The organism is Klebsiella sp. MPUS7, assembly GCF_009905335.1.
Lineage (GTDB): Bacteria > Pseudomonadota > Gammaproteobacteria > Enterobacterales > Enterobacteriaceae > Klebsiella > Klebsiella grimontii.
This window is the reverse complement of the sequence record NZ_CP047604.1, coordinates 5,433,658-5,455,963: the sequence shown is the minus strand read 5'-3', so window position 1 is coordinate 5,455,963 and position 22,306 is coordinate 5,433,658. Positions and strand designations below refer to the sequence as shown.

The following is a 22,306-nucleotide window of genomic DNA, read 5'->3' as shown; positions in this document are numbered from 1 at the left end:
CATCCCCTTCATCTTTCACATTACGGGTACGTTCGGTTGCCGCCTTGCCGTACTGCGAAATCTGTTGGGGCTAACTTGTTGAAGTAGCCCCGGCATCGCCGGGGCGGAATAATCAGGACAGGAAGCCCAGCGCGTTACCGAGTATCCCCAAACCGAACAGGGCGAAAATCAGCCATACCGGGTTCACTTTCTTATTGAGCAGACGCACCATCAGCAGGGTCAGGCCCAGGGCCAGCAGGCCGGGGCAGAGCTGATCGAGGATGTTCTGTACGGTCATGGTGACGGTCGAGCCATCGGCGCCCGGCGTTTGCGAGACCACTAGCGGTACGTTGATAGTGGTCCACTTGGTGACCAGCACGCCCATCACAAACAGGCCAAGAATGGAGGCGCCTTCGGTCAGTTTTTGCAGCAGGTTACCGCCCATCTCGCTGACGATATTGACCCCTTTACGGAAGCCAAGCTGCAGCCCGTACCACTTCATAGCCAGACGCACCGCATTGAAAATAAAGAAGAACAGCAGCGGGCCAACCAGGTTTCCGGAGAGCGCCAGCGAAGCGCCGAGGGCGGCGGTAATCGGCCGCAGCGTGCCCCACACCAGCGGGTCACCCACCCCGGCCAGCGGCCCCATCAGGCCGACTTTGATCCCGTTGATGGCGCCATCGTCGATAGCGGCGCCGTTGGCCCGCGCTTCCTCCATCGCGACGGTCACGCCAATCACCGGCCCGCACACCGCCGGGGTGGTGTTAAAGAACACCAGATGGCGCTTCAGCGCGGCGACCTGATCCTCCTTCAGCGGATAGAGGCGCTTGATGGCCGGGATCATGTCGTAGCAAAAGCCAAGCCCGTGAATACGCTCGAAGTTGAATGACGCCTGCTGCAGGTTGGAGCGCAGAAACATGCTCACCAGGTCGCCTTGGGTAATTTTTCTCTGTTCCATGTTGGGCTCCATCAGTCGTCAAGCTGGTCAAGGGCGGTGGAAGAGGTGGCGGCAGCCTGCGGTTCGGATTTGCGCCACTGTGGATTGAGCTGGATATAAATCAGCGCGATGATGACCCCTACGCCGCCGAAGGCCAGCAGGCTGAAATCGAGATAGCCGCCCGCAAGGAAGCCGAGGAAGAAGAAGGGCATCAGATACTTCACGCCCATCATGCGCAGCACCATGGCGTAGCCGACCACCACGATAAAACCGCCGGCGATTTGCAGACCGCGGGTAACGAATTCCGGGATGGCGTTGAGCATATTGCTGACCATATCCGCGCTGACAAACAGAGAAACGATGAGTGCGGGAATGGCGACGCGCAGCGCCTGAACGCCCAGCGCCGATACGTGCAGCAGATCGATTGTCCCGAAGCGCGCTTCTTCTGCTGCCTTATCCGCCGCATGCTGAAACACCACGGTAAGGGTACGGGCGAACACGGTGAGCACCTGGCCCGCCGCGGCGACCGGCAGCGCAATCGCTATTCCGGTAGCGATACTTTGCTGGCCGACAATCACCAGGATAGCGGAGATAATGCTGGCTAACGCCGAATCCGGAGACTGCGCCGCGCCGACGTTCATCCAGCCGAGCGCGATCAGCTCCAGCGTGCCGCCGAGCATAATCCCGGTTTTTAAATCGCCGAGAATTAAGCCAATCACGGTACAGGCGATTAATGGGCGATGAGTCTGGAATTCATCCAGCACGCTGCCCATCCCGGCAATACAGGAAAAAATAAATATGGCGATGATTTGTAGGGTACTTATTTCCATAATTTTTCACCTTGAGGGTATAGAAATCCCTGCCTGTTACGGCATTTACACGCTGTCCTTCAGGCTGCCTCTTTGTTGACGACACTTTCTCGCCCCAGTCACATAGTTATCTATGCTGCTGGTGACTCGCTCATTTGTCGCCGCGATGCATCCAGAATGACAGTGTGTAATAAAACAGGAGCCTTTTATTATTCTGTTACGGACTGCTCTGCTATTTTATCGAGAATATTAACTGACGGATCCGAGGCTACGACGCGTAAATCAAGATTAACACCCAACTTATCTAACTGCTGAAAGGCATTAATATCCGCTTCGTCTAATGAGACCGCTTTGGTTAATTGTTTTTTACCCGGACGCCAGGCCATGCCGCCAATATTCAGGGTGGCTATGTTGACGCCCTGCTGCACCATGATTAGTACGTCCTGCGGGTTGGTGAATAAATAAAAAACGGTTTCGTCCTGATATTGCGGGTTGTGATAAACGGCGACGGCTTTCTCAAGATTCACCACGTTGACCTTCATGCCCGGAGGCGCGGCCTGGCGAAGCAGCGTGCGGCGAACGTCGTCATTATAAACGTCGTCATTACAGATAATAATGCGCTGGGCGTTAGCCACTTTTGACCAAACGGTGGTGACCTGGCCGTGAATCAGGCGGTCGTCAATGCGCGCGAGCGTAATGTTCATCAGAAATCCTCCTCAACGGTTTCCGGCTGCCGCCAGGTGACGCAGCACTGGCTGGCGATGGTCTCAAGATGTTGGCACAGTTCTTCCGCATGCATCGTTTGCTGGTTATCCACCAGCTCCAGAGCCAGCGGTAGCGACAGGCCGCTGATGACCCGGAGCCGCGGGTTGCGCATCGCCAGCCCGGCGGCGGCGTTCCACGGGCTGCCGCACTGGAGATCGACGGCGATAAGCCACTCCTCCTCTTTGTGAGTACTTACCAACTTTTCAAGCTTATCGGCGATATCGCCCGCGTTTTCTCCCGGTACAAATTCCACGGCGCTAACGTTGACATCGCCGTAGACCATGCGCACCGAGTCGAGCATGGCGCAGGCTAGCTGGCCGTGGGCGCAGAAGATGACGTTAACCATTTCCCCCCCTTAGCCGCGCGTTTTTCCGCCGGCGATGTTAGTGGTTACTCCGGTCATGTAGCTGGCGCGTTCTGAGAGTAGATAGCAAACAAAATCAGCCACTTCAGTGAGTCGACCGGAGCGGCCAAGAGGAATAGAATTTTTGCTATAGCCTTCGCGCAGCTGTTCGACGGTAATATTACGGGTCCAGGCCAACGCTTCTTCATACTCCGGGGTACGCAGGCCGGTTTTTTCCAGAATGCCCGGCGCGACGCCCACCACGCGGATACCGTGCTTGCCCAGCTCTTTCGACCAGGAGCGGGTAAAGCTGTTCAGCGCGGCCTTGGTCGCGGCATAGCAGCTCTGGCCTTCCGAGCCTTCGAGGCCGCTTTCCGACGAGACGTTAACAATCACGCCGCTGCGCTGTTTAACCATCTGGCGCGCCACCGCCTGCGACATCAGGAACACGCCTTTCTGGTTGATATTGACCATTTTTTCGAATGCCGCTTCATTTAATTCATAGCGACCGGACGGTGCTTTCTCATCGACTAATAAGCGCGGGAAGTTAACGCCAGCGTTATTGACTAAACCATCGATGCGGCCAAAACGTTGAATAATATGGTCGACGGTTTTATGTACTTCGCTGGCGCTGGATATATCGGTAGGCCAGAAGTTATAATTACCGCTACTCTGATGCTTATCGCCACCGTGAATATCGATCATCTGCACGTTCGCACCCTGGGCTAATAACTCATCGACAATCGCCAGGCCAATTCCTGATGCGCCGCCGGTCACGATAATTATTTTTTCTTTTAAATTTAACCATGTATTCATTATCGACTCCTGTTTCTTTAGATAAAGGGATCCCCCGCAGCAGCGCTGCGTGAAAAGATATTCCTGAAATTTACTTCAGTAATGACTCAGCGGTTTCTCGATTCGTCACCAGACAGTTAATGTAATGACCGTTTAAGGCACCAAGAATGCCGGAGTATTTTTCCGCGCCCATCGCGATGCCTACCGAATAGCGCGCCTGTCTGAGTTTCGCCATCTCAATAGAGAGCGTTTTCTCACTCATGGCGGTCTCTACCATCAGGCCATCAATATTATAAAAGCGTGAGCAGATATCTCCGGCAACCTGGCGGGCGTTAAGATCGTCACTCTCTTCACTGCCGTAAAACGCGTGCCAGTTTGCGCCGTCGCGGATCGCCGGGGAACCAATCCCCACCAGCGCGACGTCCAGGTTATCCCAGTAGGAGGCAATCGTTTTAAAGTGCTGTGACTGCATAATACCGTTGCGAATCAATTTATTATCGAGAAGTGCCGGAAAGTCGGCGAGATGAGATTCCGCTTTCAGCTTCGCCGCTGCGCCGTAGGTCAGCGTATTCACGTGGTAGCGGCTTTCCAGTTTGCCGGAGGGGCCGCCGATAATCGGCACGCAGATAACCTGGCGGGACTGACCGGCCTGCGGCAGATTCTCCACCAGCGCGCGCACCGCCCGCCCCCAGGAGAAGCCGACGATATCGCCCGGCTCCAGCAGCCTATCAACCAATTGCGCGCCATGCTGGCCGATGAGATTGAGCTGCTCCTCCTCCTGTAGAGCGTCGCTGGCCGCCACCACCACCTCTTTGAGAGCAAATTTTTGTTTTAGCTGCTGCTCAAGCCACAGATTTTCGTTGTAGTCATAGTTGATGGCGATAGTGACGATGCCCTGCTCGCGGCCGCGTTTCAACAGGCGGCTGATGGTGGTGCGATATATCCCCAGTTCGCGGGCTATCTGCGCCTGGGTCATATCCTGCTCGTAATAGAGCTGGGCGATTTTCACGATCAGACGAATATCGTCGCTGTTTTCCATCGTCACTGTCGGCTCCTGCACATTTGTGCAAATGAGAGAATGGCTGTCATGATCTGATATAACCCCATCAGCGGCCCGCTTCAAAGAAATTTTCCTCTATTTCAAGAGGGTGTTCTGACCGTTTGTGTTGCACATTTGCTTTGCTGGCATGAGGTCGACGGCACGTTTGTGCCAGGCATGCTAACAGCCTGATTCTGCGTTATTTCGCTCAGTAAAGTTGCCGGGATCTCAAGAGTACACTTTTGTGTTGAAAGGCGGGGCAGATCACACTTAGCGCCAGGCGACGCGCGCGCGATTCTTTTTTATCGCCCGCAAGGTAGGGTATATTTCGCTTTTACAGGAGATTTTATGCTGCCCGACTCATCAACCCGACTTAATAAATACATCAGCGAGAGCGGAATTTGCTCGCGCCGTGAAGCCGATCGCTTTATTGAACAAGGCAACGTTTTTATCAACGGCAAGCGCGCCACCATTGGCGACCAGGTTAAAGCTGGCGACGTGGTAAAGGTCAATGGCCGGTTGATTGAGCCGCGCGAAGCGGACGATCTCGTCCTGATTGCGCTGAATAAACCGGTTGGCATCGTCAGCACCACCGAAGACGGCGAGCGCGACAATATTGTGGATTTCGTTAACCACAGTAAACGCATTTTCCCAATCGGTCGTCTGGATAAAGACTCCCAGGGGCTGATCTTTCTGACCAACCATGGCGATCTGGTGAATAAGATCCTGCGCGCTGGTAACGATCACGAAAAAGAGTATCTGGTCACCGTTGATAAGCTAATAACCGATGAGTTTATCCGCGGTATGGGCGCGGGGGTACCGATTCTCGGCACGGTGACGAAGAAGTGCAAAGTGAAAAAAGAAGCGCCGTTTGTATTTCGTATCACCCTGGTGCAGGGGCTGAATCGCCAGATTCGCCGGATGTGCGAACACTTTGGCTATGAAGTGACGAAGCTTGAACGGACGCGGATCATGAACGTCAGCCTGACGGGGATCCCGCTGGGAGAGTGGCGCGATCTGACCGATGATGAGCTGATCGATCTCTTTAAACTGATTGAGAGCTCGTCTTCAGAAGCGAAACCGAAGGCAAAAGCAAAGCCGAAAACGGCCGGCATCAAGCGCCCGGTGGTGGCGATTGAAAAAAGCGGCGAGAAATCTTCCCGCCCGGCGTCGAACGGCAAACGCTTTACCGCGCCGGGGCGCAGAAAGAAAGGGCGTTAACGTCTGCCGCGGGTCGGCGTATTGGCCGACCAGGAAAACGAGGCCTCTGCATCCGGTTTGTATGCCTGCTTTTTCTTCAGCTGGCGGGCTTTTTTCGCCTCGGTTTCCCGCTGGAGCATCAGCTTATCGATGTACTCTTTTTTCACGCTATTGGTTTCCGCGTTAGTCAGCGGACGGCCGTGGGCGATGCGCGCGCGGTCGAGCAGGGTTTTCAGTTCTCGCTGTTCGCGCTCGGTCATCTCTTTTTGGGTGATGCGGGGGAGTGCCATAGTCGTGCCCTCAGTTAGCCTATGGCTTCAGTGTACGGTATTGGGGCTGACGTCTCACGGTAAATTATTGTGCCTCGCAGAAAATCCCTGAGGCGGTGCTGCGCACCTGTCCGGGCTACAAAACCCGCAAGCTGCACGGACCGTAGCCCGGCTAAGCGCAGCGCAAGCCGGGAAAATTACGGGTTGTTAGCTCTCTTTTACCGTTTTACGCGATTTATCAACAATAGGCTTTCCTGACCAGTAACCGGCCAGCAGCGAGCCGGACAGGTTGTGCCAGACCGAGAACAGCGCGCCGGGCAGCGCGGCCAGCGGGCCAAAGTAGATTTTCCCCAGCGCGGCAGCAAGGCCGGAGTTCTGCATTCCCACCTCGATCGCCAGCGTGCGGCAGGTGGACTCGTCAAAGCCAAACAGCCGTCCGCCCCAGTAGCCGCCGAGCAGGCCGATGGTGTTATGCAGGATGACGGCGATAATCACCACAAAGCCTACGGAAGCGATATGCGACGCGGAACCGGCCACCACGGCGCAGATAATCGCCAGAATGCAGACCATCGAAAAGGCCGGCAGGAACGGCTCAACCGCCTTGACCACTTTCGGCAGCAGATGATGCACGACCAGCCCCAGCGCAATCGGGATCACCACGATTTGCAGAATGCTGAGCAGCATCCCCATCACGTCCACCTGAATATGCGCATCTACGTACAGACGCGTCAGCAACGGCGTGGCGACCACACCGACCAGCGTGGAAACCGACGAGATGGTGACCGAAAGCGCGACATCGCCTTTTGCCAGAAAGATCATCACGTTGGATGCCGTACCGCTGGCGACGCTGCCGACCAGCACCATCCCGGCGGAGAGCTCCGGCGGCATATGAAAAATCAGCGCCAGCAGCCAGGCGGCGAGGGGCATCACCAGGTAGTGGAGAAAAATGCCTGCGGCGACCGGCGCGGGGCGGGAAAGCACGCGCTTAAAATCGTCGACTTTCAGGTGCACGCCCATACCGAACATAATCAGCATCAGCAGCGTCGGGACCCACGGGCCAACGGGAGTGAAAGTGGATGGCGTGTAATAGGCGATAACCGAGAGCAGCAGCGCCCATAATGGGAACAGCCGCGTAAGCGTGGCGAGCATGTTGTTTTCCTTGCACGTAAGTTGTGTTTGCTTGTTATAGACCGGCCGGGATCGAGCCCGGCCATCGCTATTGTTTATCGTGCTAAGACATATTATTCAAACAAATTATGCTCATGTTCCGCTGCGGACGATCTCCCAACTGAGTCCGAAGCGCGCTAAATACTTGCGCAGACGGTCGGCATCGTTGGGATTGGCCTTTTTCTGCCGGGAGACGGCGAACAGCTCGCGTCCGGCTTCGGAGAGCGAAGCGCTGCGTTGGCAGACCGCCAGCACCGTTTCCAGCTGGCGGCGATCGAACAGATCGATTTCCATCGCAATATCAGCAGAAGATGTCGTGAGCTGCCAGCTCGCTTTCAGCAGCATTATCTCCTCTTCCGCAACGGCCAGCGTAATGCGCCCCTGCTCGGCCAGGGTCGCCATGCGCGTCACGGACGAACTAAGTTCGCGGAAATTGCCGCGCCATTGCGCCTGCGGCGAGCAGGCAAAGGCCAGATAGCGCTCGCGGGCGTCTTTATCGAAGCGGATCTGCGTCTGCCGCTCGTTGGCCAGTCGGCGTAATTCATACTCCACGTTCGGCGCAATATCTTCCCGCCGCTGCGCCAGGCCGGGGAGGGCAAAGCGCCACATATTGATGCGCGCATAAAGATCTTCGCGAAAGCGCCCCTCTGCCACCCACTGCTGCATATCGCGATGCGTGCCGGCGATCAGCTGGAAGTCGCTGTGCACCTCTTTATCCGAGCCAAACGGAAAAAAGGTTTTTTCTTCGATGGCCTTCAGCAGCATGGCCTGCTCATCCAGCCCCAGCTCGGCGATTTCATCGAGAAACAGCACGCCGCCGTCGGCTTCGCGTAATAGCCCGGCGCGAGGCGTCACCGCGCCGGTAAACGCGCCTTTGACATGGCCAAACAGCGTGGACATGGCGTTATCGCCGCGCAGCGTGGCGCAGTTCACCGCCATGAATTTTCCCGCCACCCGATGCCGTGACTGACGAAGCTGAAAAATACGTTTGGCGAGGACGGATTTACCAGCGCCCGTTGGGCCGGTAAGCAAGATCGGATCGGTCGATCGGATCGCCACGCGCTCAATACGATCGATAAGCGCGTTGAACGTCGCGTTCCGCGTCTCGATGCCTGCCTTCAGGAAGGAGACTGACTGCTGCTGCTCGCGCTGAAAGCGGCTGGTGAGCGCCGTATAGCGGCTTAAGTCCAGATCGATCACCGAGTAAATACCGGCGGCGACGGCTTCATCCGCTGCGCCTTTCGGCGCAGGGCTGGTCTGCAGCAGGCTGGCGGGGAGGTAGCGCGCTTCGGTCAGCAGGAACCAGCAGATCTGCGCCACGTGGGTCCCGGTGGTGATATGCACCAGATACTCTTCGTTTTCGGTATCAAAGCGATAGCGGTTGGCAAAGTCGAGAAACGCCGCGTAGACCTCTTCAAAATCCCAGGGATCGTTTATCTCAACCGTATGCGGGCGCACTTCGGTATGCGGCGAAAGCTGGGCGATATCGTCAATCAGCTTTTGCGCCATGCTTTCATCACGCGGCTGGTGGAGGAGCTCCAGCCGGTCGACGGGAAAATCGGCCTGCTGGCATAGCCCCACGGTGGGCCGCCATTTTTTAAAGCGGTTCGCTCGCTTGCCGCGTTTATCCAGTACCGTTCCGAGGACGCCTATCACCACTCGCCGCTTTTTCATGTTTATCCCAAAAGATAAGTATCGATATTTAAAGATAAAAAAACCTGCTGGCGTGAGCAAGCGTCACGGTGTGCTTTAAAAATAAAAACTTTACTAATTAATTAGTTAAAAAATAACTTTCGCCATTTTTGTTTTTGGCACGCATCTGGCAATAGTCCTTTCGTCACGATGCTGAAGACGCAGGGGATTAAACCCCGCCGGCACGCCAGGAACGGTACAGACCGTTTTTCGGGCGCGTTCCGTCAGCCGATGACCACCAATGGGTTCGATTCCCGATTTCATCTCCAATGAAAACTGGTTGTTAATCATAAAAACACAACGGGGTTGTGCGCAGTCGGCACTCCCCAAAGCAGGCCGCCGGTAAAGGCGCCGTGCCGCAGGCAAAAGGGAGTTCCCCTGCGGCTCCGCCCCTGCACCCGCGCCTGATTAACTGTTAAGGAATAAAAAATGACGAAAAAAATTACGGTACGTAAAGGTCAGCTTGGCCTTTTATCCCGCCAGGGTGACTACTATCAGGTTCTGGAAGCAGGCGAGCACCGCCTGCCGTGGTTCAACGTTCCTGACGTGCTGATCGTAAACCGGGACGGCAGCGAGGTGCCGGAAGCGCTGGCGGAGTATTTACGGCGCTTTCAGCCTGAATGGGTTGAACGCTACTGCCTGGCGGCGGATTTGACGGATATCGAAACCGGGGCGCTGTATGCCAACGGTGTGCTGCAGGACATTTTACCGCCTTCGACGCGCCGGCTGTACTGGTCCGCCGGTGACGAGATGCGGCTGCTACGTATCGATACCCGCCAGGTTGAGGTTCCGGCTGACATCATGAATGCGGTGCTGCAGCCGCGACGTCACGGGGCGGTAAAAGGCCGCGAAGCGATCCTCACCGTATCGGTGCCGGCGTGGCACGTCGGGGTGCTGAAAATCGACGGCGAGACACAATCGCTGCTGCAGCCTGGCCTGAGCGCGTACTGGAAGGTCAATCATCTGGTGGAAGCGGAAGTGGTCGATACCCGCCTGCAGGTGCTGGAGGTTGGCGGCCAGGAGATTCTGACCAAAGATAAAGTGAACCTGCGTTTAAATCTGGCGGCGAACTGGCGCTACAGCGATGTGCTGCAGGCGTTCGGACAGCTGACGAAGCCGCTGGATCATCTGTATCGCGAGCTGCAGTTTGCGCTGCGTGAAGCCGTCGGGACGCGAACGCTGGACGAGCTGCTGGAAGATAAGAAAATCATCGATGAGGTGGTGAGCGCGCAGGTTACCGAGCGCATGGCGGCATTTGGCATCGACGTCGCCTCGCTGGGCGTGAAGGATATTGTGCTGCCCGGCGACATGAAAGCCATTCTGTCGCAGCTGGTGGAAGCGGAGAAATCGGCGCAGGCGAATGTAATCCGCCGCCGTGAAGAGACCGCGGCGACCCGTTCGCTGCTCAACACCGCGAAGGTGATGGAAAATAATCCTGTCGCGCTGCGCTTAAAAGAGCTGGAAACGCTGGAAAGAGTGGCGGAACGTATCGATAAAATCTCGGTCTTTGGCGGTCTGGACCAGGTGCTGCATGGCCTGGTGAATCTAAAAGGATAATGAAAATGACGTATCACGGTGTGAATGCCGCTATGCGCCATAAGGTGCAACGGCAGTTAACGGACGTGGAGCGGCGCTACGGCGTCAGAGTGCTCTACGCCTGTGAATCCGGTAGCCGAGGCTGGGGCTTTGCCTCGCCGGACAGCGATTATGATGTGCGGTTTCTCTACGTTCATCCGCTGGAGTGGTATCTGCGGGTGGACGCGCCGCGCGATGTTATCGAGCTGCCCATTGACAATGAGCTGGACGTCTGCGGCTGGGAGTGGCGCAAAGCGCTGGGTCTGCTGAAAGGGGCGAATCCGACGCTGATTGAATGGTTGGATTCACCGGTGGTGTATCGGCAGGATGACGCGACGGTTAAGGCGCTTAAAAAACTCATCCCGCATTGGTTTTCTCCGGTACGCGCCCGTTGGCATTACTACTCGATGGCCAGGAAAAATTTTCGCGGCTATCTGCAAGGCGAACACGTGCGGCTGAAAAAGTACTTTTACGTACTGCGCCCGCTGCTGGCCGTCCGCTGGGTTGAGGCGGGAAAAGGCGTACCGCCGATGCGCTTTGATCAACTGCTGGCGGGAAGCGAGCTGGAAACGGGGCTGCGTGAGGAAATAAACGCGCTGCTGGAACGTAAACAACGTGCGGGAGAGGCGGAGTACGGCCCGCGGCGACCATTACTGCATGCGTTTATTCAGTCCGAGCTGCTCAGAGGCGCGATCCCTCCCGCGCTGCCGGATAGCCGGACAGGGGATATTAGGGAGTTGGACAGATTGCTGATGACCACGGTGATGGGGAACTAAAAATGGCCCGGCAGAAATGACGGGCCATTTTTTCGCCATTACTCGAACAGATTATGATGCAGCTTCTGCACCACTTTTTCGGCATCCGCTCCCGGCACCAGGAAGCACAGGTTGTGGCTGGATGCGCCATAGCAAATCATTCGAATGTTGAACGGATCCAGTACGCCAAACACCTCTTTACCGACGCCGCACGCTTTCGACAGCTCATTACCAATGATGGCGACCAGCGCCAGATCCTGCTCGACCTCAACCCGGCACAGAGAGGAAAGTTCGGTCAACAGCCCTTGGGTGAGCAGGGTATCGCCAGCTGACGTTGAACCGGTGGTATCCATGGTTAGCGCCACGCTCACTTCCGACGTGGTGATCAGATCGACGGAGATGCTGTGACGCGCCAGAATACTAAACACTTCGGCCAGAAAACCACGCGAGTGCAGCATATTCAGGCTGTGCAGGGTTAGCAGCGTCTGCTTGCGGCGCAGCGCCAGCGCGCGGAACAGCGGCGGGTTTTTGGTGTTTTTGCACACCAGCGTGCCGCCGGCCTTCGGCTCTTTGCTGGAGCCGACGAATACCGGAATATCGCTGCGCACGGCGGGGAGCAGGGTGGCCGGATGCAGGACCTTCGCGCCAAAGGTCGCCATTTCCGCCGCTTCTTCAAAAGCGATAACGTCAATGCGTTTGGCTGCCGGCGCGACGCGCGGGTCGGTGGTGTAGATACCCGGAACATCGGTCCAGATATCGACGCGGGTGGCGTTTAGCGCTTCGCCGAGCAGCGCGGCGGTATAGTCGCTGCCGCCGCGGCCCAGGGTGGTGGTACGGCCTTTGGCTTCGCTGCCGATAAAGCCCTGGGTGATCACCAGCCCTTCCGCAAGGCGCGGGGTCAGCTGCTGCTGGGTTAATTCAGATAAGGCGGCGATATCCGGTTCCGCGCGGCCAAAGCGGTCGTTGGTGCGCATAATTTTGCGTACGTCGAACCACTGGGCGGCGATACCGCGCTCGCGCAGGATCTCGACAAACAGCAGGGTAGACATCAGTTCGCCGTGGCTGACCAGCTCGTCGGTTAACGCGGTTGAACTGGCCAGGGAGGCGGCTTCCGCCAGGGTGGTGATGTTTTCCAGCAGGCGCTCTATTTCATCGCGGATCACGTTCGGATAGCGCAGACGCTCCAGAATATTGAACTGGATTTGACGCATGGCATCGAGTTTCGCGAAACGTTCGCCGGGTTCCAGCCCTTCCGCTAATGCGACCAGCAGGTTGGTCACGCCCGCTGAGGCGGAAAGCACCACCACGCGGGTATTGGCATCCAACAGCGCGACGTCTACGCTGCGGTTCATGGCATCAAAATCGGCAACGCTGGTGCCGCCGAACTTGGCTACAACTAAATCTGTCATAACAACCTCGTGTCAGGGGGCCTGACTTATTAAAACGATTCCAGAAAACCAATCCTGGCGGGGCTGGACGCAACCGGATTGCAATAAAATGTCTTAATAAGCCAGGCCAAATTATTCAGCCATGGCACAAGGGAAGAGCGAAAAACAGGGTGGGCGCAGAGCGATAAACAAACTACGATGTCACCCAGAAGTGCTCCACCTTGTAGACCCGCTTGCCGATGCTTTGTATCAGCTGGCGAGTATGAAACGCCCGACTGCGAACGTTTCTGGTGACAACCCAGGGGATTCAGCCCCTGTGGCCGGTGATGAGCGTAACCAGACGCTTATTCACCTCGGCGTTGCTCCCCCTCACGTATTTTCCCCGGACTGGCTCCTCCAATACGGTTACCTGGGCAACGCACCTCTTCTGGCAATTACCGACGTCTTTCACTTTGCCAGGGGGACGCGGGACATTATACCCCCCTGCAATACCCTTTCGCTGTAGCGTGAAATGCGCGATCCATACATACCTACGTATACGTAAATACTGCCGTTATATAAAGGCTTCAGGCGAAGTATGTCAACGTCAGGGTTATGCGGATTTTTCATGGGCGGGTCGCTGACAGAAAAAAGCCTTATGATGTCTATACTATCAGGGGCGTTTTGCGCCAAATCGGTCCAATTTCTGACGCGTATCATCGGCATAACATAAAAATCATCACAATTTTTCGTCACCGGCGCTACAATCGACCGCAGTCACAATTCTCAAATCAGAAGAGTATTGCTAATGAAAAACATCAACCCAACGCAGACCTCTGCCTGGCAGGCATTACAGAAACACTTTGATGAAATGAAAGACGTTACCATCGCGGATCTGTTCGCGAAGGATAGCGATCGTTTCTCTAAATTCTCCGCCACGTTCGACGATCTGATGCTGGTGGATTTTTCCAAAAACCGCATCACCGAAGAGACGCTGGCTAAGCTGCAGGACCTGGCCAAAGAGACCTTCCTGGCAGACGCCATTAAATCCATGTTCTCCGGCGAGAAGATTAACCGCACGGAAGACCGCGCGGTGCTGCACGTTGCGCTGCGTAACCGCAGCAATACTCCGATTCTGGTTGATGGCAAAGACGTGATGCCGGAAGTGAACGCCGTGCTTGAGAAGATGAAAACCTTCTCCGAAGCCATTATCTCCGGCAACTGGAAAGGCTACACCGGTAAAGCGATTACCGACGTCGTGAACATCGGTATCGGCGGCTCCGACCTCGGCCCGTTCATGGTGACCGAAGCGCTGCGCCCGTACAAAAACCACCTGAACATGCACTTTGTTTCCAACGTCGATGGGACCCACATCGCCGAAGTGCTGAAAACGGTGAACCCGGAAACCACGCTGTTCCTGGTCGCGTCGAAAACCTTTACCACTCAGGAAACCATGACCAACGCTCACAGCGCGCGCGACTGGTTCCTGGCGACCGCCGGCGATGAGAAGCACGTAGCGAAACACTTCGCCGCGCTCTCGACCAACGGTAAAGCGGTTGGCGAGTTCGGTATTGATACCGCCAATATGTTTGAGTTCTGGGACTGGGTTGGCGGCCGTTACTCTCTGTGGTCAGCCATCGGCCTGTCCATCATCCTGTCCGTCGGCTTCGACAACTTTGTTGAGCTGCTCTCCGGCGCGCACGCGATGGATAAACACTTCTCCACGACCGCGCCTGAGAAAAACCTGCCGGTACTGCTGGCGCTGATCGGTATCTGGTACAACAACTTCTTCGGTGCTGAAACCGAAGCGATTCTGCCGTACGACCAGTATATGCACCGCTTTGCCGCCTACTTCCAGCAGGGCAACATGGAATCCAACGGTAAATACGTTGACCGTAACGGCAACGCCGTGGATTACCAGACGGGCCCAATCATCTGGGGCGAGCCGGGTACCAACGGTCAGCACGCGTTCTACCAGCTGATTCACCAGGGGACCAAAATGGTGCCTTGCGACTTTATCGCCCCGGCGATTACCCACAACCCGCTGTCCGACCACCATCCGAAGCTGCTGTCTAACTTCTTTGCCCAGACCGAAGCGCTGGCGTTTGGTAAATCCCGCGAAGTGGTTGAGCAGGAATATCGCGATCAGGGTAAAGATCCGGCGACCCTGGAACACGTGGTGCCGTTCAAAGTGTTTGAAGGCAACCGCCCGACCAACTCCATCCTGCTGCGTGAAATTACGCCGTTCAGCCTGGGCGCGCTGATTGCCCTGTATGAGCACAAAATCTTCACCCAGGGCGTGATTATGAACATCTTCACCTTCGACCAGTGGGGCGTGGAGCTGGGCAAACAGCTGGCTAACCGCATCCTGCCGGAGCTGAAAGATGGTTCCGAAGTGAGCAGCCACGACAGCTCCACTAACGGCCTGATTAACCGCTATAAATCCTGGCGCGCATAATCGCTAAAACGTTCGCAATGCCGGCCCATGTGGCCGGCATTTTTGTTATAGCCGGCGCAGCAGCTTTGCCGGGTTCCCGGCCCACACGCCTTTCTCAGTAATGGATTTGGTCACCACGCTGCCCGCGCCAATCACGACCCCATCGCAGATGCTGACCGCCAGAATGGTTGCGCCGCTGCCGATAGACACATCGTTGCCAATCACAATTCTTCCCCAGCTCTCGCGGTCGGCGTTGGGTTTTCCCTCGCGGAACATATCGTTGGCGAACATCACACCGTGGCCGATAAAACAGCGCTCGCCGATTGTCACGTACTCGCAGATAAAGGTGTGGGACTGAATTTTGCTGTCGTTGCCGATGCGGGTATGGCCCTGAATCTCCACAAATGGCCCGACGAAGACGTTATCGCCAAGCGTGCAGTCGTAGAGGTTGGCGGGCTGGTAAATCACCACGTTTTCGCCGCTGGCGACGTTGCGAATGGCGGTTTCACGAAGGGTATGCATGCTGCCTCTCAGATTGGTTTAGCCAGAATATGGAGTGTGCTTTCCTGGGTTGCAGAATGAAATGCCACATCCTTCACGTGCTGCATCCCCTGGCGTTCATAAAAACGGCGGGCGCTGGTATTCGCGGCGAGCACTTCCAGCCATAGCCAGCGTTCACCCTTCTCTTTTGCTCGCGTCTCGACGGCGCGGAAAATCTGCTCGCCGTAGCGATGTCCGGTGGCGTCGGGCAGCAGATAAAGCTTATGCAGCAGCGTGCCGGAGGGACCCTCGGGATGAATATTCTGACCACAGGCGTATTTAGCAAAGCCGACAGGACGCGCGGCTTCCGCAATCAACCAACAGCACTGCGGATCGGCCAGGCTGGGCGCCAGCGCGGCCATGGAATATTCTTGCTGCAGGTAGTGCTCCAGTTCATCGGCGTTGTGCCAGAGATGGGCAAAGTGGTGGCGATAGCTGGCATTGGCCATTTCGTTGAGCAAGGCTGCATCTTCTGGCCCTGCAATACGAATTTTGAACATGGTTGTTTCCTTTTTAACCTGTCAGTTTGGCAAGTGATTGTTACATTTACGCAGCCGGTGGCAAAAAGTTAACGAATAATGTCGATCTGGATCACACTTTTGCGTTATACAGGTCACAAATAATGATGATTATGAGGTGTATCTATGCCGCCGGTTTATCGTCCGTTGGTGAGTTTTATTGCAACCGCAATGCAAACCGTTTTGAATCTTGGCCTGCTGTGCCTGGGGGTCATTCTGATCGTATTTCTGGGCAAGGAGACGTTGCATCTGGCGCACGTCCTGTTTACGCCGGAGCCTGTCAGCAAGTACAAGCTGGTGGAGGGGCTGGTCGTCTACTTCCTCTATTTCGAGTTTATCGCGCTGATAGTGAAGTATTTTGAGTCGGGATTTCACTTCCCGCTGCGCTACTTTGTCTATATCGGCATCACCGCCATCGTCCGCCTGATCATTATCGATCATGAGTCGCCTATGGCGGTGCTGATTTACTCCGCTGCGATCCTGATTCTGGTGATTACGCTTTGGCTGTGTAATTCCAACCGCCTGAAACGCGAATAAAAAAAAGCGGCCTCCAGGGCCGCTGACCAACAGTCACAAATAGAATTTATGTAGGGTCCAGTTGAGGATAGCAGTGGCATTTGCCTTACTTTTTCAGCTGAGGGCGGCGGCGGCAATGCCCGGTTGGGGACGCGCATTGCCGCTAAACCGCCGGCCCTCATCTGAAATTTGGGGCGGGTGTTACAAAAAAATTAACCTTTCACTCCGCCTGCCGTCAGGCCATTGACCAACCAGCGCTGGGCCAGCAGGAACACTACGGTAATCGGAATAGCGGAGAGCACCGCTGCAGCGGCAAAGTCGCCCCACAGATAGTTCTGCGGGTTGAGATACTGTTGCATTCCGACCGCCAGGGTATAGCTGTTCACATCGCGCAGCAGCAGGGAGGCCACCGGTACTTCGGTAATCGCGGCGATGAACGACAGAATAAACACCACCGCCAGAATCGGTACCGACAGCGGGAGCAGCACCAGGCGGAAAGCCTGCCACGGGGTGGCGCCGTCCAGCGCCGCCGCTTCCTCCAGCGAGCCGTCGATGGTTTCGAAGTAACCTTTAATCGTCCAGACGTGCAGCGCGATACCGCCCATATAGGCGAAGATGACGCCGCCGTGGGTATTCAGGCCGACGAACGGCACGTACTGGCCGAGACGGTCAAACAGGGCATACAGCGCGACCAGCGACAGAACCGCGGGGAACATCTGGAAAATCAGCATCCCTTTCAGCAGCGTGGCTTTACCCGGGAAGCGCATACGGGCAAAAGCGTAAGCGCAGGTAGTAGAGAGCGCGACGATGCCAATGGCGGTAATGCCGGCCACCTTGATGGAGTTCCACAGCCACAGCAGGACCGGGAAGGGGGGCGGCGTGACGCGACCGTCAGCGTGTTCAACGCTGAAGCCTAACGCCAGCCGCCAGTGCTCCCAGGAGATACTTTCAGGGATCAGGCTACCGGTGGCGAAGTTCCCTTCGCGCAGAGAGATAGCGATGACCATCAGCAGCGGGAACATAATCGCCGCGATAAAAATCAGCAGCAGGAGATGCGTGGTAAACAGGCGCAGCTTCTGAGATTTGGGTTGAACCATAGCCATAATCGTTATCTCCCTTAATCAAACTTCATACGTGTGGCTTTCAGGTTAACAATCGCAAGCAGGCCTACCAGCAGGAAGATCAGCGTGGCGATAGCCGCCGCGAGGCCGAAGTCCTGACCGCCGCCGCCTTCAAAGGCGATGCGGTAGGTATAGCTCACCAGCAGGTCGGTGTAGCCCGCCGGCGTGGTGGTGCCGAGCCGGTCCGGCCCGCCGTTGGTCAACAGCTGAATCAGCACGAAGTTGTTAAAGTTAAAGGCGAAGCTGGCGATCATCAGCGGCGTCAGCGGCTTGATCAGCAGCGGCAGCGTAATTTTGAAGAAGTTCTGGAACGGCGTAGCGCCATCCATTGCCGAGGCTTCGTATAAATCGTCAGGAATCGCTTTCAGCAGGCCCATGCACAGGATCATCATGTACGGATAGCCCAGCCAGGTGTTGACGATGATAATCATCGTGCGCGCGGTGGTCGGGTCGCTAAACCAGGCCGGCTTGATGCCGAACAGCGCGCTGAGCATCATGTTGATCTCGCCAAAACTCTGGTTGAACAGGCCTTTGAAAATCAGAATCGAGATAAACGACGGTACGGCATATGGCAGAATCAGCAGTACGCGGTAAATCGCTTTGCCCTTCAGGGCTTCCCACTGGACCAGACAGGCGAGCACCATGCCGACCGCAACGGTAAGAATCACGGTCAGAACGGAGAACACCACCGTCCAGACGAAAATCGCGAAGAACGGTTTCTGGATCCCTTCATCCTGGAACACGCGGGTGAAGTTATCCCAGCCGATGGTTACGGTGTAGCCCGGGCTGAGCTTTTCGCTGCCCCAGCTGCCGTCGGCGTTGATCGCCTGATAGAAACCGACCTCGGCGTTGGGACGATATTTCACGCCGCTCTGGTTGTTGGTCAGCGTACCGTCATTGGCCAGCGCGTACAGCGGTTGAGTACCGGAGAACTGACGCAGGGAGCTCATAATGACTTTGCTTTCATCCGGCAGCACGGCGGTCAGCTGGTTCAGGGCGGTACGGTTTTGCGTAATCACGCGCAGCGTGGCGCGATCGCCTTCCGGCAGGGCGTCAGCCTCTTTTAAGGCCAGTTTCTGCTCGCCGCCGAATTTAAAGGCGTCGGAAAGATAGTTTTTGCCGCTTTCGCCGTCGGTCAGCGCCAGCTTCCACTCATCTCCCGCCGGATAGAGCGCGAAGTTGTAGGATTTGCCCGCCTGGAAGGAGCGGTCCATCAGTACCTGTTGGGCGCGTTCGAAGGTCAGCTGGTTAGTGCTGCTGTAGTTGGTGAAAGCGATTGCGATCGTGCAGATCAGCGGGAACAGGACGAACAGCCCCATCCCGGCGAGACCCGGATAAACATAGCGCCAGGCGTAGGCCTTGCGATTGGAAAAAATATACAGGCCAACCGAGCTTAAAATCAGCGTCATGATGGCAAACAGGTACTCCCCCTGGGCGTACATCAAAACAACAAGGTAACCCACCAGCAGGCACAGCAAGCCGATCACAGACCATGTGAGCTGCGGGCTTTGCCACCAGTGCTTCTTTTTCACGACATCCATGGGGATCATCCTCTTTACACTTTATCCTTCGCGCTACCTCTTTGTTGGCTGCGGATGCGCACCCCAGTCACTTACTGATGTAAGCGCCTGGGGATTTGTCATCCTTGCCGCCTCGATGTAGCGCGAATGATTTCGTGTAACAACGTATTCAACAAACCTTATTCCCTAAGAAATAAGGGAAACCGTATTACTTGGTGATACGAGACTGTGCGTCTTTCAGCGCCGCTTCGACGGTCTGGCGACCGCTAGCTGCGTTGATCACTGCGGTACGAACGGCATACCAGAAGGCGGACATCTGCGGGATGTTCGGCATGATTTCGCCTTTCTGGGCGTTCGCCATGGTGGCGGCGATACGCGGATCTTTTTCCAGTTTCTCCTGGAAGGATTTCAGCGCGACCGCGCCTAGCGGTTTGTCCTTGTTCACTTCATCCAGACCCTGGTCGGTCATCAGGTAGTTTTCGAGGAACTCTTTCGCCAGTTCTTTGTTCGGGCTGGCGGCGTTAATACCGGCGCTCAGTACGCCAACGAACGGTTTCGACGCGTTGCCTTTGAAGGTCGGCAGCAGGGTAACGCCGTAGTTAACCTTGCTCTTATCGATGTTAGACCACGCCCACGGACCGTTGATGGTCATCGCGGTTTCGCCTTTGTTGAATGCCGCTTCCGCGATGGAGTAGTCGGTGTCGGCGTTCATATGCTTGTTCTTGATAAGGTCGACCAGGAAGGTCAGGCCAGCTTTCGCGCCAGCGCTATCCACGCCCACGTTTTTCACGTCGTACTTGCCGTTTTCAAACTTGAACGCATAGCCGCCGTCGGCAGCGATCAGCGGCCAGGTGAAGTACGGTTCTTGCAGGTTGAACATCAGCGCGCTCTTACCTTTCGCCTTCAGTTCTTTATCCAGCGCCGGGATCTCTTCCCAGGTTTTCGGCGGATTTGGCACCAGGTCTTTGTTATAGATCAGCGACAGCGCTTCGACGGCAACCGGGTAGGCAATCAGCTTGCCGTTATAGCGAACCGCGTCCCAGGTGAACGGATAGAGTTTGTCCTGGAAAGCTTTGTCCGGGGAGATTTCCGCCAGCAGGCCAGACTGGGCGTAGCCGCCAAAACGGTCGTGGGCCCAGAAAATGATGTCAGGGCCGTCGCCGGTCGCGGCAACCTGCGGGAATTTCTCTTCCAGCTTATCCGGATGTTCTACGGATACTTTAATGCCGGTGTCTTTTTCAAACTTTTTACCCACTTCAGCGAGGCCGTTGTAGCCTTTGTCGCCGTTAATCCAGATAACCAGCTTACCTTCTTCGATTTTTGCGAGGGCAGAGGCGGAAAACATCATCGTGGTCAATGCAGACAGCGCGAGGATGCGAGCGCCAGTTTTGATTTTCATATACCCGTCCTATTTGGTGATGTGCTCGTGGATACACTTGAGTGGCTTAACGGTGATGAGTTTCCTTTTTTAACAACCTCTTTCCATCCTCCCCATGTCTACGCCCCATCCCCCGATTGTGTGATCTCCATAGCAGAAATGCCGGTTATGAGTCCTGGAGCACATAAAAAGGCGGCCAATTTTGCAGGCTGCATCACGAAATCGGTATCGACCCGTCCCCCCCGGCGGCGAGACGTCATCTCTCATCCTCCCGTCTCCTCCCCCATGAAAAAGCCGGGGGGTGGAGGATTTACCAGACTAATGAATGCCGCATAGTCACCCCATCTTGAATGTGTCGTTAAGTGACAGGTTGTAACGAAGGGAGAAGGGCATGGCGAGCGTACAGCTGCGAAATGTAACGAAAGCCTGGGGTGACGTGGTGGTATCAAAAGATATCAATCTCGAGATCCAGGATGGGGAGTTCGTCGTGTTTGTTGGGCCATCAGGCTGCGGCAAATCCACCCTGCTGCGTATGATTGCCGGGCTGGAAACGGTGACCAGCGGCGATCTGCTGATTGGCGATACCCGAATGAATGATGTCCCGCCCGCCGAGCGCGGTATCGGGATGGTGTTTCAGTCTTATGCGCTTTACCCCCATCTTTCCGTCGCGGAAAACATGTCTTTTGGCCTGAAGCTGGCCGGCGCCAAAAAAGAGCTGATTAACCAGCGCGTGACCCAGGTGGCGGAAGTGCTGCAGCTGGCTCACCTGCTGGAGCGTAAACCGAAAGCGCTTTCCGGCGGTCAGCGTCAGCGCGTGGCGATTGGTCGTACCCTGGTGGCTGAACCGCGCGTTTTCCTGCTGGATGAACCGCTCTCTAACCTTGATGCCGCGCTGCGCGTACAGATGCGCATTGAGATTTCCCGTCTGCATAAGCGTCTTGGCCGCACGATGATTTACGTGACCCACGACCAGGTCGAAGCGATGACCCTCGCCGACAAAATTGTGGTGCTCGACGCCGGTCGCGTCGCGCAGGTCGGCAAGCCTCTCGAACTCTATCACTACCCGGCGGATCGCTTCGTCGCGGGCTTTATCGGCTCGCCGAAGATGAACTTCCTGCCGGTTAAGGTCACCGCTACCGCCATTGAGCAGGTGCAGGTGGAGCTGCCGAACCGTCAGCAGGTCTGGCTGCCGGTGGACAGCGCCCGTGTTCAGGTCGGCGCCAACATGTCCTTAGGTATTCGCCCGGAACATCTGCTGCCCAGCGATATCGCCGACGTCACCCTTGAAGGTGAAGTTCAGGTGGTCGAACAGCTCGGCCACGAAACGCAAATTCATATCCAGATCCCATCCATCCGTCAAAACCTGGTTTACCGCCAGAATGACGTGGTGCTGGTAGAAGAGGGAGCCACATTCGCCATCGGTTTGCCGCCGGAGCGCTGCCATTTATTCCGTGAGGATGGCACCGCTTGTCGTCGGCTGCATAAAGAGCCGGGCGTGTAAGGCTTCCCATTAAAAAAAACGTGCACCCTGCAGCGTCGAAAAACAGGCGCAACAACAGGCGAAGCGTTCAAAGAAAAGCAATG

The 22,306-nt window shown here is 56.1% G+C and carries 22 protein-coding genes and 1 riboswitch; of the genes, 6 read left to right on the top strand and 16 right to left on the bottom strand.

What is annotated here, in order from left to right; translation table 11 throughout:
* Positions 1-112: 112 nt before the first annotated feature.
* The 6 genes from GUC22_RS25530 to GUC22_RS25505 all read right to left on the bottom strand — a co-directional run bounded on the left by GUC22_RS25530 (position 113) and on the right by GUC22_RS25505 (position 4,667).
* Positions 113-937: a PTS system mannose/fructose/sorbose family transporter subunit IID gene (locus tag GUC22_RS25530; RefSeq protein ID WP_004137598.1), complete on the bottom strand. Its 825-nt coding sequence runs from the start codon at positions 935-937 to the stop codon at positions 113-115.
* 11 nt (positions 938-948) lie between these two features.
* Positions 949-1,746 carry a PTS mannose/fructose/sorbose transporter subunit IIC gene (locus tag GUC22_RS25525; protein ID WP_049087459.1) on the bottom strand — a complete coding sequence of 266 codons (798 nt, stop codon included), beginning with the start codon at positions 1,744-1,746 and terminating at the stop codon, positions 949-951.
* Between the two features lie 188 nt (positions 1,747-1,934).
* On the bottom strand, positions 1,935-2,429 hold the full coding sequence (locus GUC22_RS25520; RefSeq protein WP_154964211.1) for a mannose/fructose/sorbose PTS transporter subunit IIB: 495 nt from the start codon (positions 2,427-2,429) through the stop codon (positions 1,935-1,937).
* On the bottom strand, positions 2,429-2,836 hold the full coding sequence (locus GUC22_RS25515) for a mannose/fructose/sorbose PTS transporter subunit IIA (protein ID WP_024360174.1): 408 nt from the start codon (positions 2,834-2,836) through the stop codon (positions 2,429-2,431). Before GUC22_RS25515 ends, GUC22_RS25520 begins: the two co-directional genes overlap by 1 nt.
* Positions 2,837-2,845: 9 nt before the next feature.
* Complete coding sequence (locus GUC22_RS25510; RefSeq protein WP_049087460.1) at positions 2,846-3,649, bottom strand: SDR family oxidoreductase; 804 nt, start codon at positions 3,647-3,649, stop codon at positions 2,846-2,848.
* Positions 3,650-3,719: 70 nt separating this feature from the next.
* On the bottom strand, positions 3,720-4,667 hold the full coding sequence (locus tag GUC22_RS25505) for a sugar-binding transcriptional regulator (protein WP_032711104.1): 948 nt from the start codon (positions 4,665-4,667) through the stop codon (positions 3,720-3,722).
* 348 nt (positions 4,668-5,015) lie between these two features.
* On the opposite strand from GUC22_RS25505, the gene rluF reads away from it, so the two are divergent.
* A complete protein-coding gene (gene rluF / locus GUC22_RS25500; RefSeq protein WP_004137591.1) occupies positions 5,016-5,888 on the top strand; it encodes a 23S rRNA pseudouridine(2604) synthase RluF in 873 nt (290 codons plus the stop codon).
* On the opposite strand, the gene GUC22_RS25495 is transcribed toward rluF, so the two are convergent.
* From GUC22_RS25495 to GUC22_RS25480, 4 genes are all read right to left on the bottom strand, one after another.
* Complete coding sequence (locus tag GUC22_RS25495) at positions 5,885-6,157, bottom strand: DUF3811 domain-containing protein (RefSeq protein WP_004137590.1); 273 nt, start codon at positions 6,155-6,157, stop codon at positions 5,885-5,887. The genes rluF and GUC22_RS25495 overlap by 4 nt on opposite strands.
* A 186-nt stretch (positions 6,158-6,343) precedes the next feature.
* Positions 6,344-7,285: a ketopantoate/pantoate/pantothenate transporter PanS gene (panS, locus tag GUC22_RS25490; RefSeq protein WP_004137589.1), complete on the bottom strand. Its 942-nt coding sequence runs from the start codon at positions 7,283-7,285 to the stop codon at positions 6,344-6,346.
* A 111-nt stretch (positions 7,286-7,396) separates the two neighbouring features.
* Positions 7,397-8,977 carry an RNA repair transcriptional activator RtcR gene (gene rtcR, locus GUC22_RS25485; RefSeq protein ID WP_116943897.1) on the bottom strand — a complete coding sequence of 527 codons (1,581 nt, stop codon included), beginning with the start codon at positions 8,975-8,977 and terminating at the stop codon, positions 7,397-7,399.
* 105 nt (positions 8,978-9,082) lie between these two features.
* A complete protein-coding gene (locus GUC22_RS25480; protein WP_071830618.1) occupies positions 9,083-9,286 on the bottom strand; it encodes a hypothetical protein in 204 nt (67 codons plus the stop codon).
* A gap of 138 nt (positions 9,287-9,424) precedes the next feature.
* Here GUC22_RS25480 and GUC22_RS25475 point away from each other — a divergent pair, with 138 nt between their 5' ends.
* Together GUC22_RS25475 and GUC22_RS25470 are read left to right on the top strand one after the other, a co-directional pair.
* Complete coding sequence (locus tag GUC22_RS25475) at positions 9,425-10,552, top strand: slipin family protein (RefSeq protein ID WP_049087463.1); 1,128 nt, start codon at positions 9,425-9,427, stop codon at positions 10,550-10,552.
* 5 nt (positions 10,553-10,557) lie between these two features.
* On the top strand, positions 10,558-11,346 hold the full coding sequence (locus GUC22_RS25470) for a nucleotidyltransferase domain-containing protein (protein ID WP_160183851.1): 789 nt from the start codon (positions 10,558-10,560) through the stop codon (positions 11,344-11,346).
* A 38-nt stretch (positions 11,347-11,384) separates the two neighbouring features.
* On the opposite strand, the gene lysC is transcribed toward GUC22_RS25470, so the two are convergent.
* A complete protein-coding gene (gene lysC / locus GUC22_RS25465) occupies positions 11,385-12,734 on the bottom strand; it encodes a lysine-sensitive aspartokinase 3 (RefSeq protein ID WP_004137585.1) in 1,350 nt (449 codons plus the stop codon).
* Between the two features lie 180 nt (positions 12,735-12,914).
* Positions 12,915-13,148: riboswitch (Lysine riboswitch) on the bottom strand.
* A gap of 352 nt (positions 13,149-13,500) precedes the next feature.
* Here lysC and pgi point away from each other — a divergent pair.
* Entirely contained in the window at positions 13,501-15,150 is a 1,650-nt protein-coding gene (pgi, locus tag GUC22_RS25460) for a glucose-6-phosphate isomerase (protein WP_024360180.1), read from the top strand.
* A 45-nt stretch (positions 15,151-15,195) separates the two neighbouring features.
* Here pgi and GUC22_RS25455 read toward each other — a convergent pair whose 3' ends face one another.
* Both GUC22_RS25455 and GUC22_RS25450 read right to left on the bottom strand, forming a co-directional pair.
* Positions 15,196-15,651, bottom strand: a complete 456-nt coding sequence (locus GUC22_RS25455; protein WP_004097740.1) for an acyltransferase — start codon at positions 15,649-15,651, stop codon at positions 15,196-15,198.
* 8 nt (positions 15,652-15,659) lie between these two features.
* Positions 15,660-16,169: a GNAT family N-acetyltransferase gene (locus tag GUC22_RS25450; protein WP_024360181.1), complete on the bottom strand. Its 510-nt coding sequence runs from the start codon at positions 16,167-16,169 to the stop codon at positions 15,660-15,662.
* Positions 16,170-16,313: 144 nt separating this feature from the next.
* On the opposite strand from GUC22_RS25450, the gene psiE reads away from it, so the two are divergent.
* Positions 16,314-16,724, top strand: coding sequence for a phosphate-starvation-inducible protein PsiE (psiE, locus tag GUC22_RS25445; RefSeq protein ID WP_004097754.1), 411 nt, complete (start codon positions 16,314-16,316; stop codon positions 16,722-16,724).
* 191 nt (positions 16,725-16,915) lie between these two features.
* Here psiE and malG read toward each other — a convergent pair whose 3' ends face one another.
* The 3 genes from malG to malE all read right to left on the bottom strand — a co-directional run bounded on the left by malG (position 16,916) and on the right by malE (position 20,743).
* Positions 16,916-17,806, bottom strand: a complete 891-nt coding sequence (malG, locus tag GUC22_RS25440) for a maltose ABC transporter permease MalG (protein ID WP_004097756.1) — start codon at positions 17,804-17,806, stop codon at positions 16,916-16,918.
* Between the two features lie 14 nt (positions 17,807-17,820).
* Entirely contained in the window at positions 17,821-19,365 is a 1,545-nt protein-coding gene (gene malF, locus GUC22_RS25435) for a maltose ABC transporter permease MalF (RefSeq protein ID WP_004137580.1), read from the bottom strand.
* Between the two features lie 187 nt (positions 19,366-19,552).
* On the bottom strand, positions 19,553-20,743 hold the full coding sequence (gene malE, locus GUC22_RS25430; RefSeq protein ID WP_004137579.1) for a maltose/maltodextrin ABC transporter substrate-binding protein MalE: 1,191 nt from the start codon (positions 20,741-20,743) through the stop codon (positions 19,553-19,555).
* Positions 20,744-21,113: 370 nt separating this feature from the next.
* Between malE and malK the strand changes: the two genes are divergently transcribed.
* Positions 21,114-22,223: a maltose/maltodextrin ABC transporter ATP-binding protein MalK gene (gene malK, locus GUC22_RS25425; RefSeq protein WP_004097762.1), complete on the top strand. Its 1,110-nt coding sequence runs from the start codon at positions 21,114-21,116 to the stop codon at positions 22,221-22,223.
* Positions 22,224-22,306 lie beyond the last annotated feature (83 nt).

Coding starts and splice junctions, on each gene's coding strand:
- GUC22_RS25530 (WP_004137598.1), bottom strand. CDS start 937: ATGGAACAGAGAAAAATTACCCAAGGCGACCTGGTGAGCATGTTTCTG.
- GUC22_RS25525 (WP_049087459.1), bottom strand. CDS start 1,746: ATGGAAATAAGTACCCTACAAATCATCGCCATATTTATTTTTTCCTGT.
- GUC22_RS25520 (WP_154964211.1), bottom strand. CDS start 2,429: ATGAACATTACGCTCGCGCGCATTGACGACCGCCTGATTCACGGCCAG.
- GUC22_RS25515 (WP_024360174.1), bottom strand. CDS start 2,836: ATGGTTAACGTCATCTTCTGCGCCCACGGCCAGCTAGCCTGCGCCATG.
- GUC22_RS25510 (WP_049087460.1), bottom strand. CDS start 3,649: ATGAATACATGGTTAAATTTAAAAGAAAAAATAATTATCGTGACCGGC.
- GUC22_RS25505 (WP_032711104.1), bottom strand. CDS start 4,667: ATGGAAAACAGCGACGATATTCGTCTGATCGTGAAAATCGCCCAGCTC.
- rluF (WP_004137591.1), top strand. CDS start 5,016: ATGCTGCCCGACTCATCAACCCGACTTAATAAATACATCAGCGAGAGC.
- GUC22_RS25495 (WP_004137590.1), bottom strand. CDS start 6,157: ATGGCACTCCCCCGCATCACCCAAAAAGAGATGACCGAGCGCGAACAG.
- panS (WP_004137589.1), bottom strand. CDS start 7,285: ATGCTCGCCACGCTTACGCGGCTGTTCCCATTATGGGCGCTGCTGCTC.
- rtcR (WP_116943897.1), bottom strand. CDS start 8,977: ATGAAAAAGCGGCGAGTGGTGATAGGCGTCCTCGGAACGGTACTGGAT.
- GUC22_RS25480 (WP_071830618.1), bottom strand. CDS start 9,286: ATGATTAACAACCAGTTTTCATTGGAGATGAAATCGGGAATCGAACCC.
- GUC22_RS25475 (WP_049087463.1), top strand. CDS start 9,425: ATGACGAAAAAAATTACGGTACGTAAAGGTCAGCTTGGCCTTTTATCC.
- GUC22_RS25470 (WP_160183851.1), top strand. CDS start 10,558: ATGACGTATCACGGTGTGAATGCCGCTATGCGCCATAAGGTGCAACGG.
- lysC (WP_004137585.1), bottom strand. CDS start 12,734: ATGACAGATTTAGTTGTAGCCAAGTTCGGCGGCACCAGCGTTGCCGAT.
- pgi (WP_024360180.1), top strand. CDS start 13,501: ATGAAAAACATCAACCCAACGCAGACCTCTGCCTGGCAGGCATTACAG.
- GUC22_RS25455 (WP_004097740.1), bottom strand. CDS start 15,651: ATGCATACCCTTCGTGAAACCGCCATTCGCAACGTCGCCAGCGGCGAA.
- GUC22_RS25450 (WP_024360181.1), bottom strand. CDS start 16,169: ATGTTCAAAATTCGTATTGCAGGGCCAGAAGATGCAGCCTTGCTCAAC.
- psiE (WP_004097754.1), top strand. CDS start 16,314: ATGCCGCCGGTTTATCGTCCGTTGGTGAGTTTTATTGCAACCGCAATG.
- malG (WP_004097756.1), bottom strand. CDS start 17,806: ATGGCTATGGTTCAACCCAAATCTCAGAAGCTGCGCCTGTTTACCACG.
- malF (WP_004137580.1), bottom strand. CDS start 19,365: ATGGATGTCGTGAAAAAGAAGCACTGGTGGCAAAGCCCGCAGCTCACA.
- malE (WP_004137579.1), bottom strand. CDS start 20,743: ATGAAAATCAAAACTGGCGCTCGCATCCTCGCGCTGTCTGCATTGACC.
- malK (WP_004097762.1), top strand. CDS start 21,114: ATGGCGAGCGTACAGCTGCGAAATGTAACGAAAGCCTGGGGTGACGTG.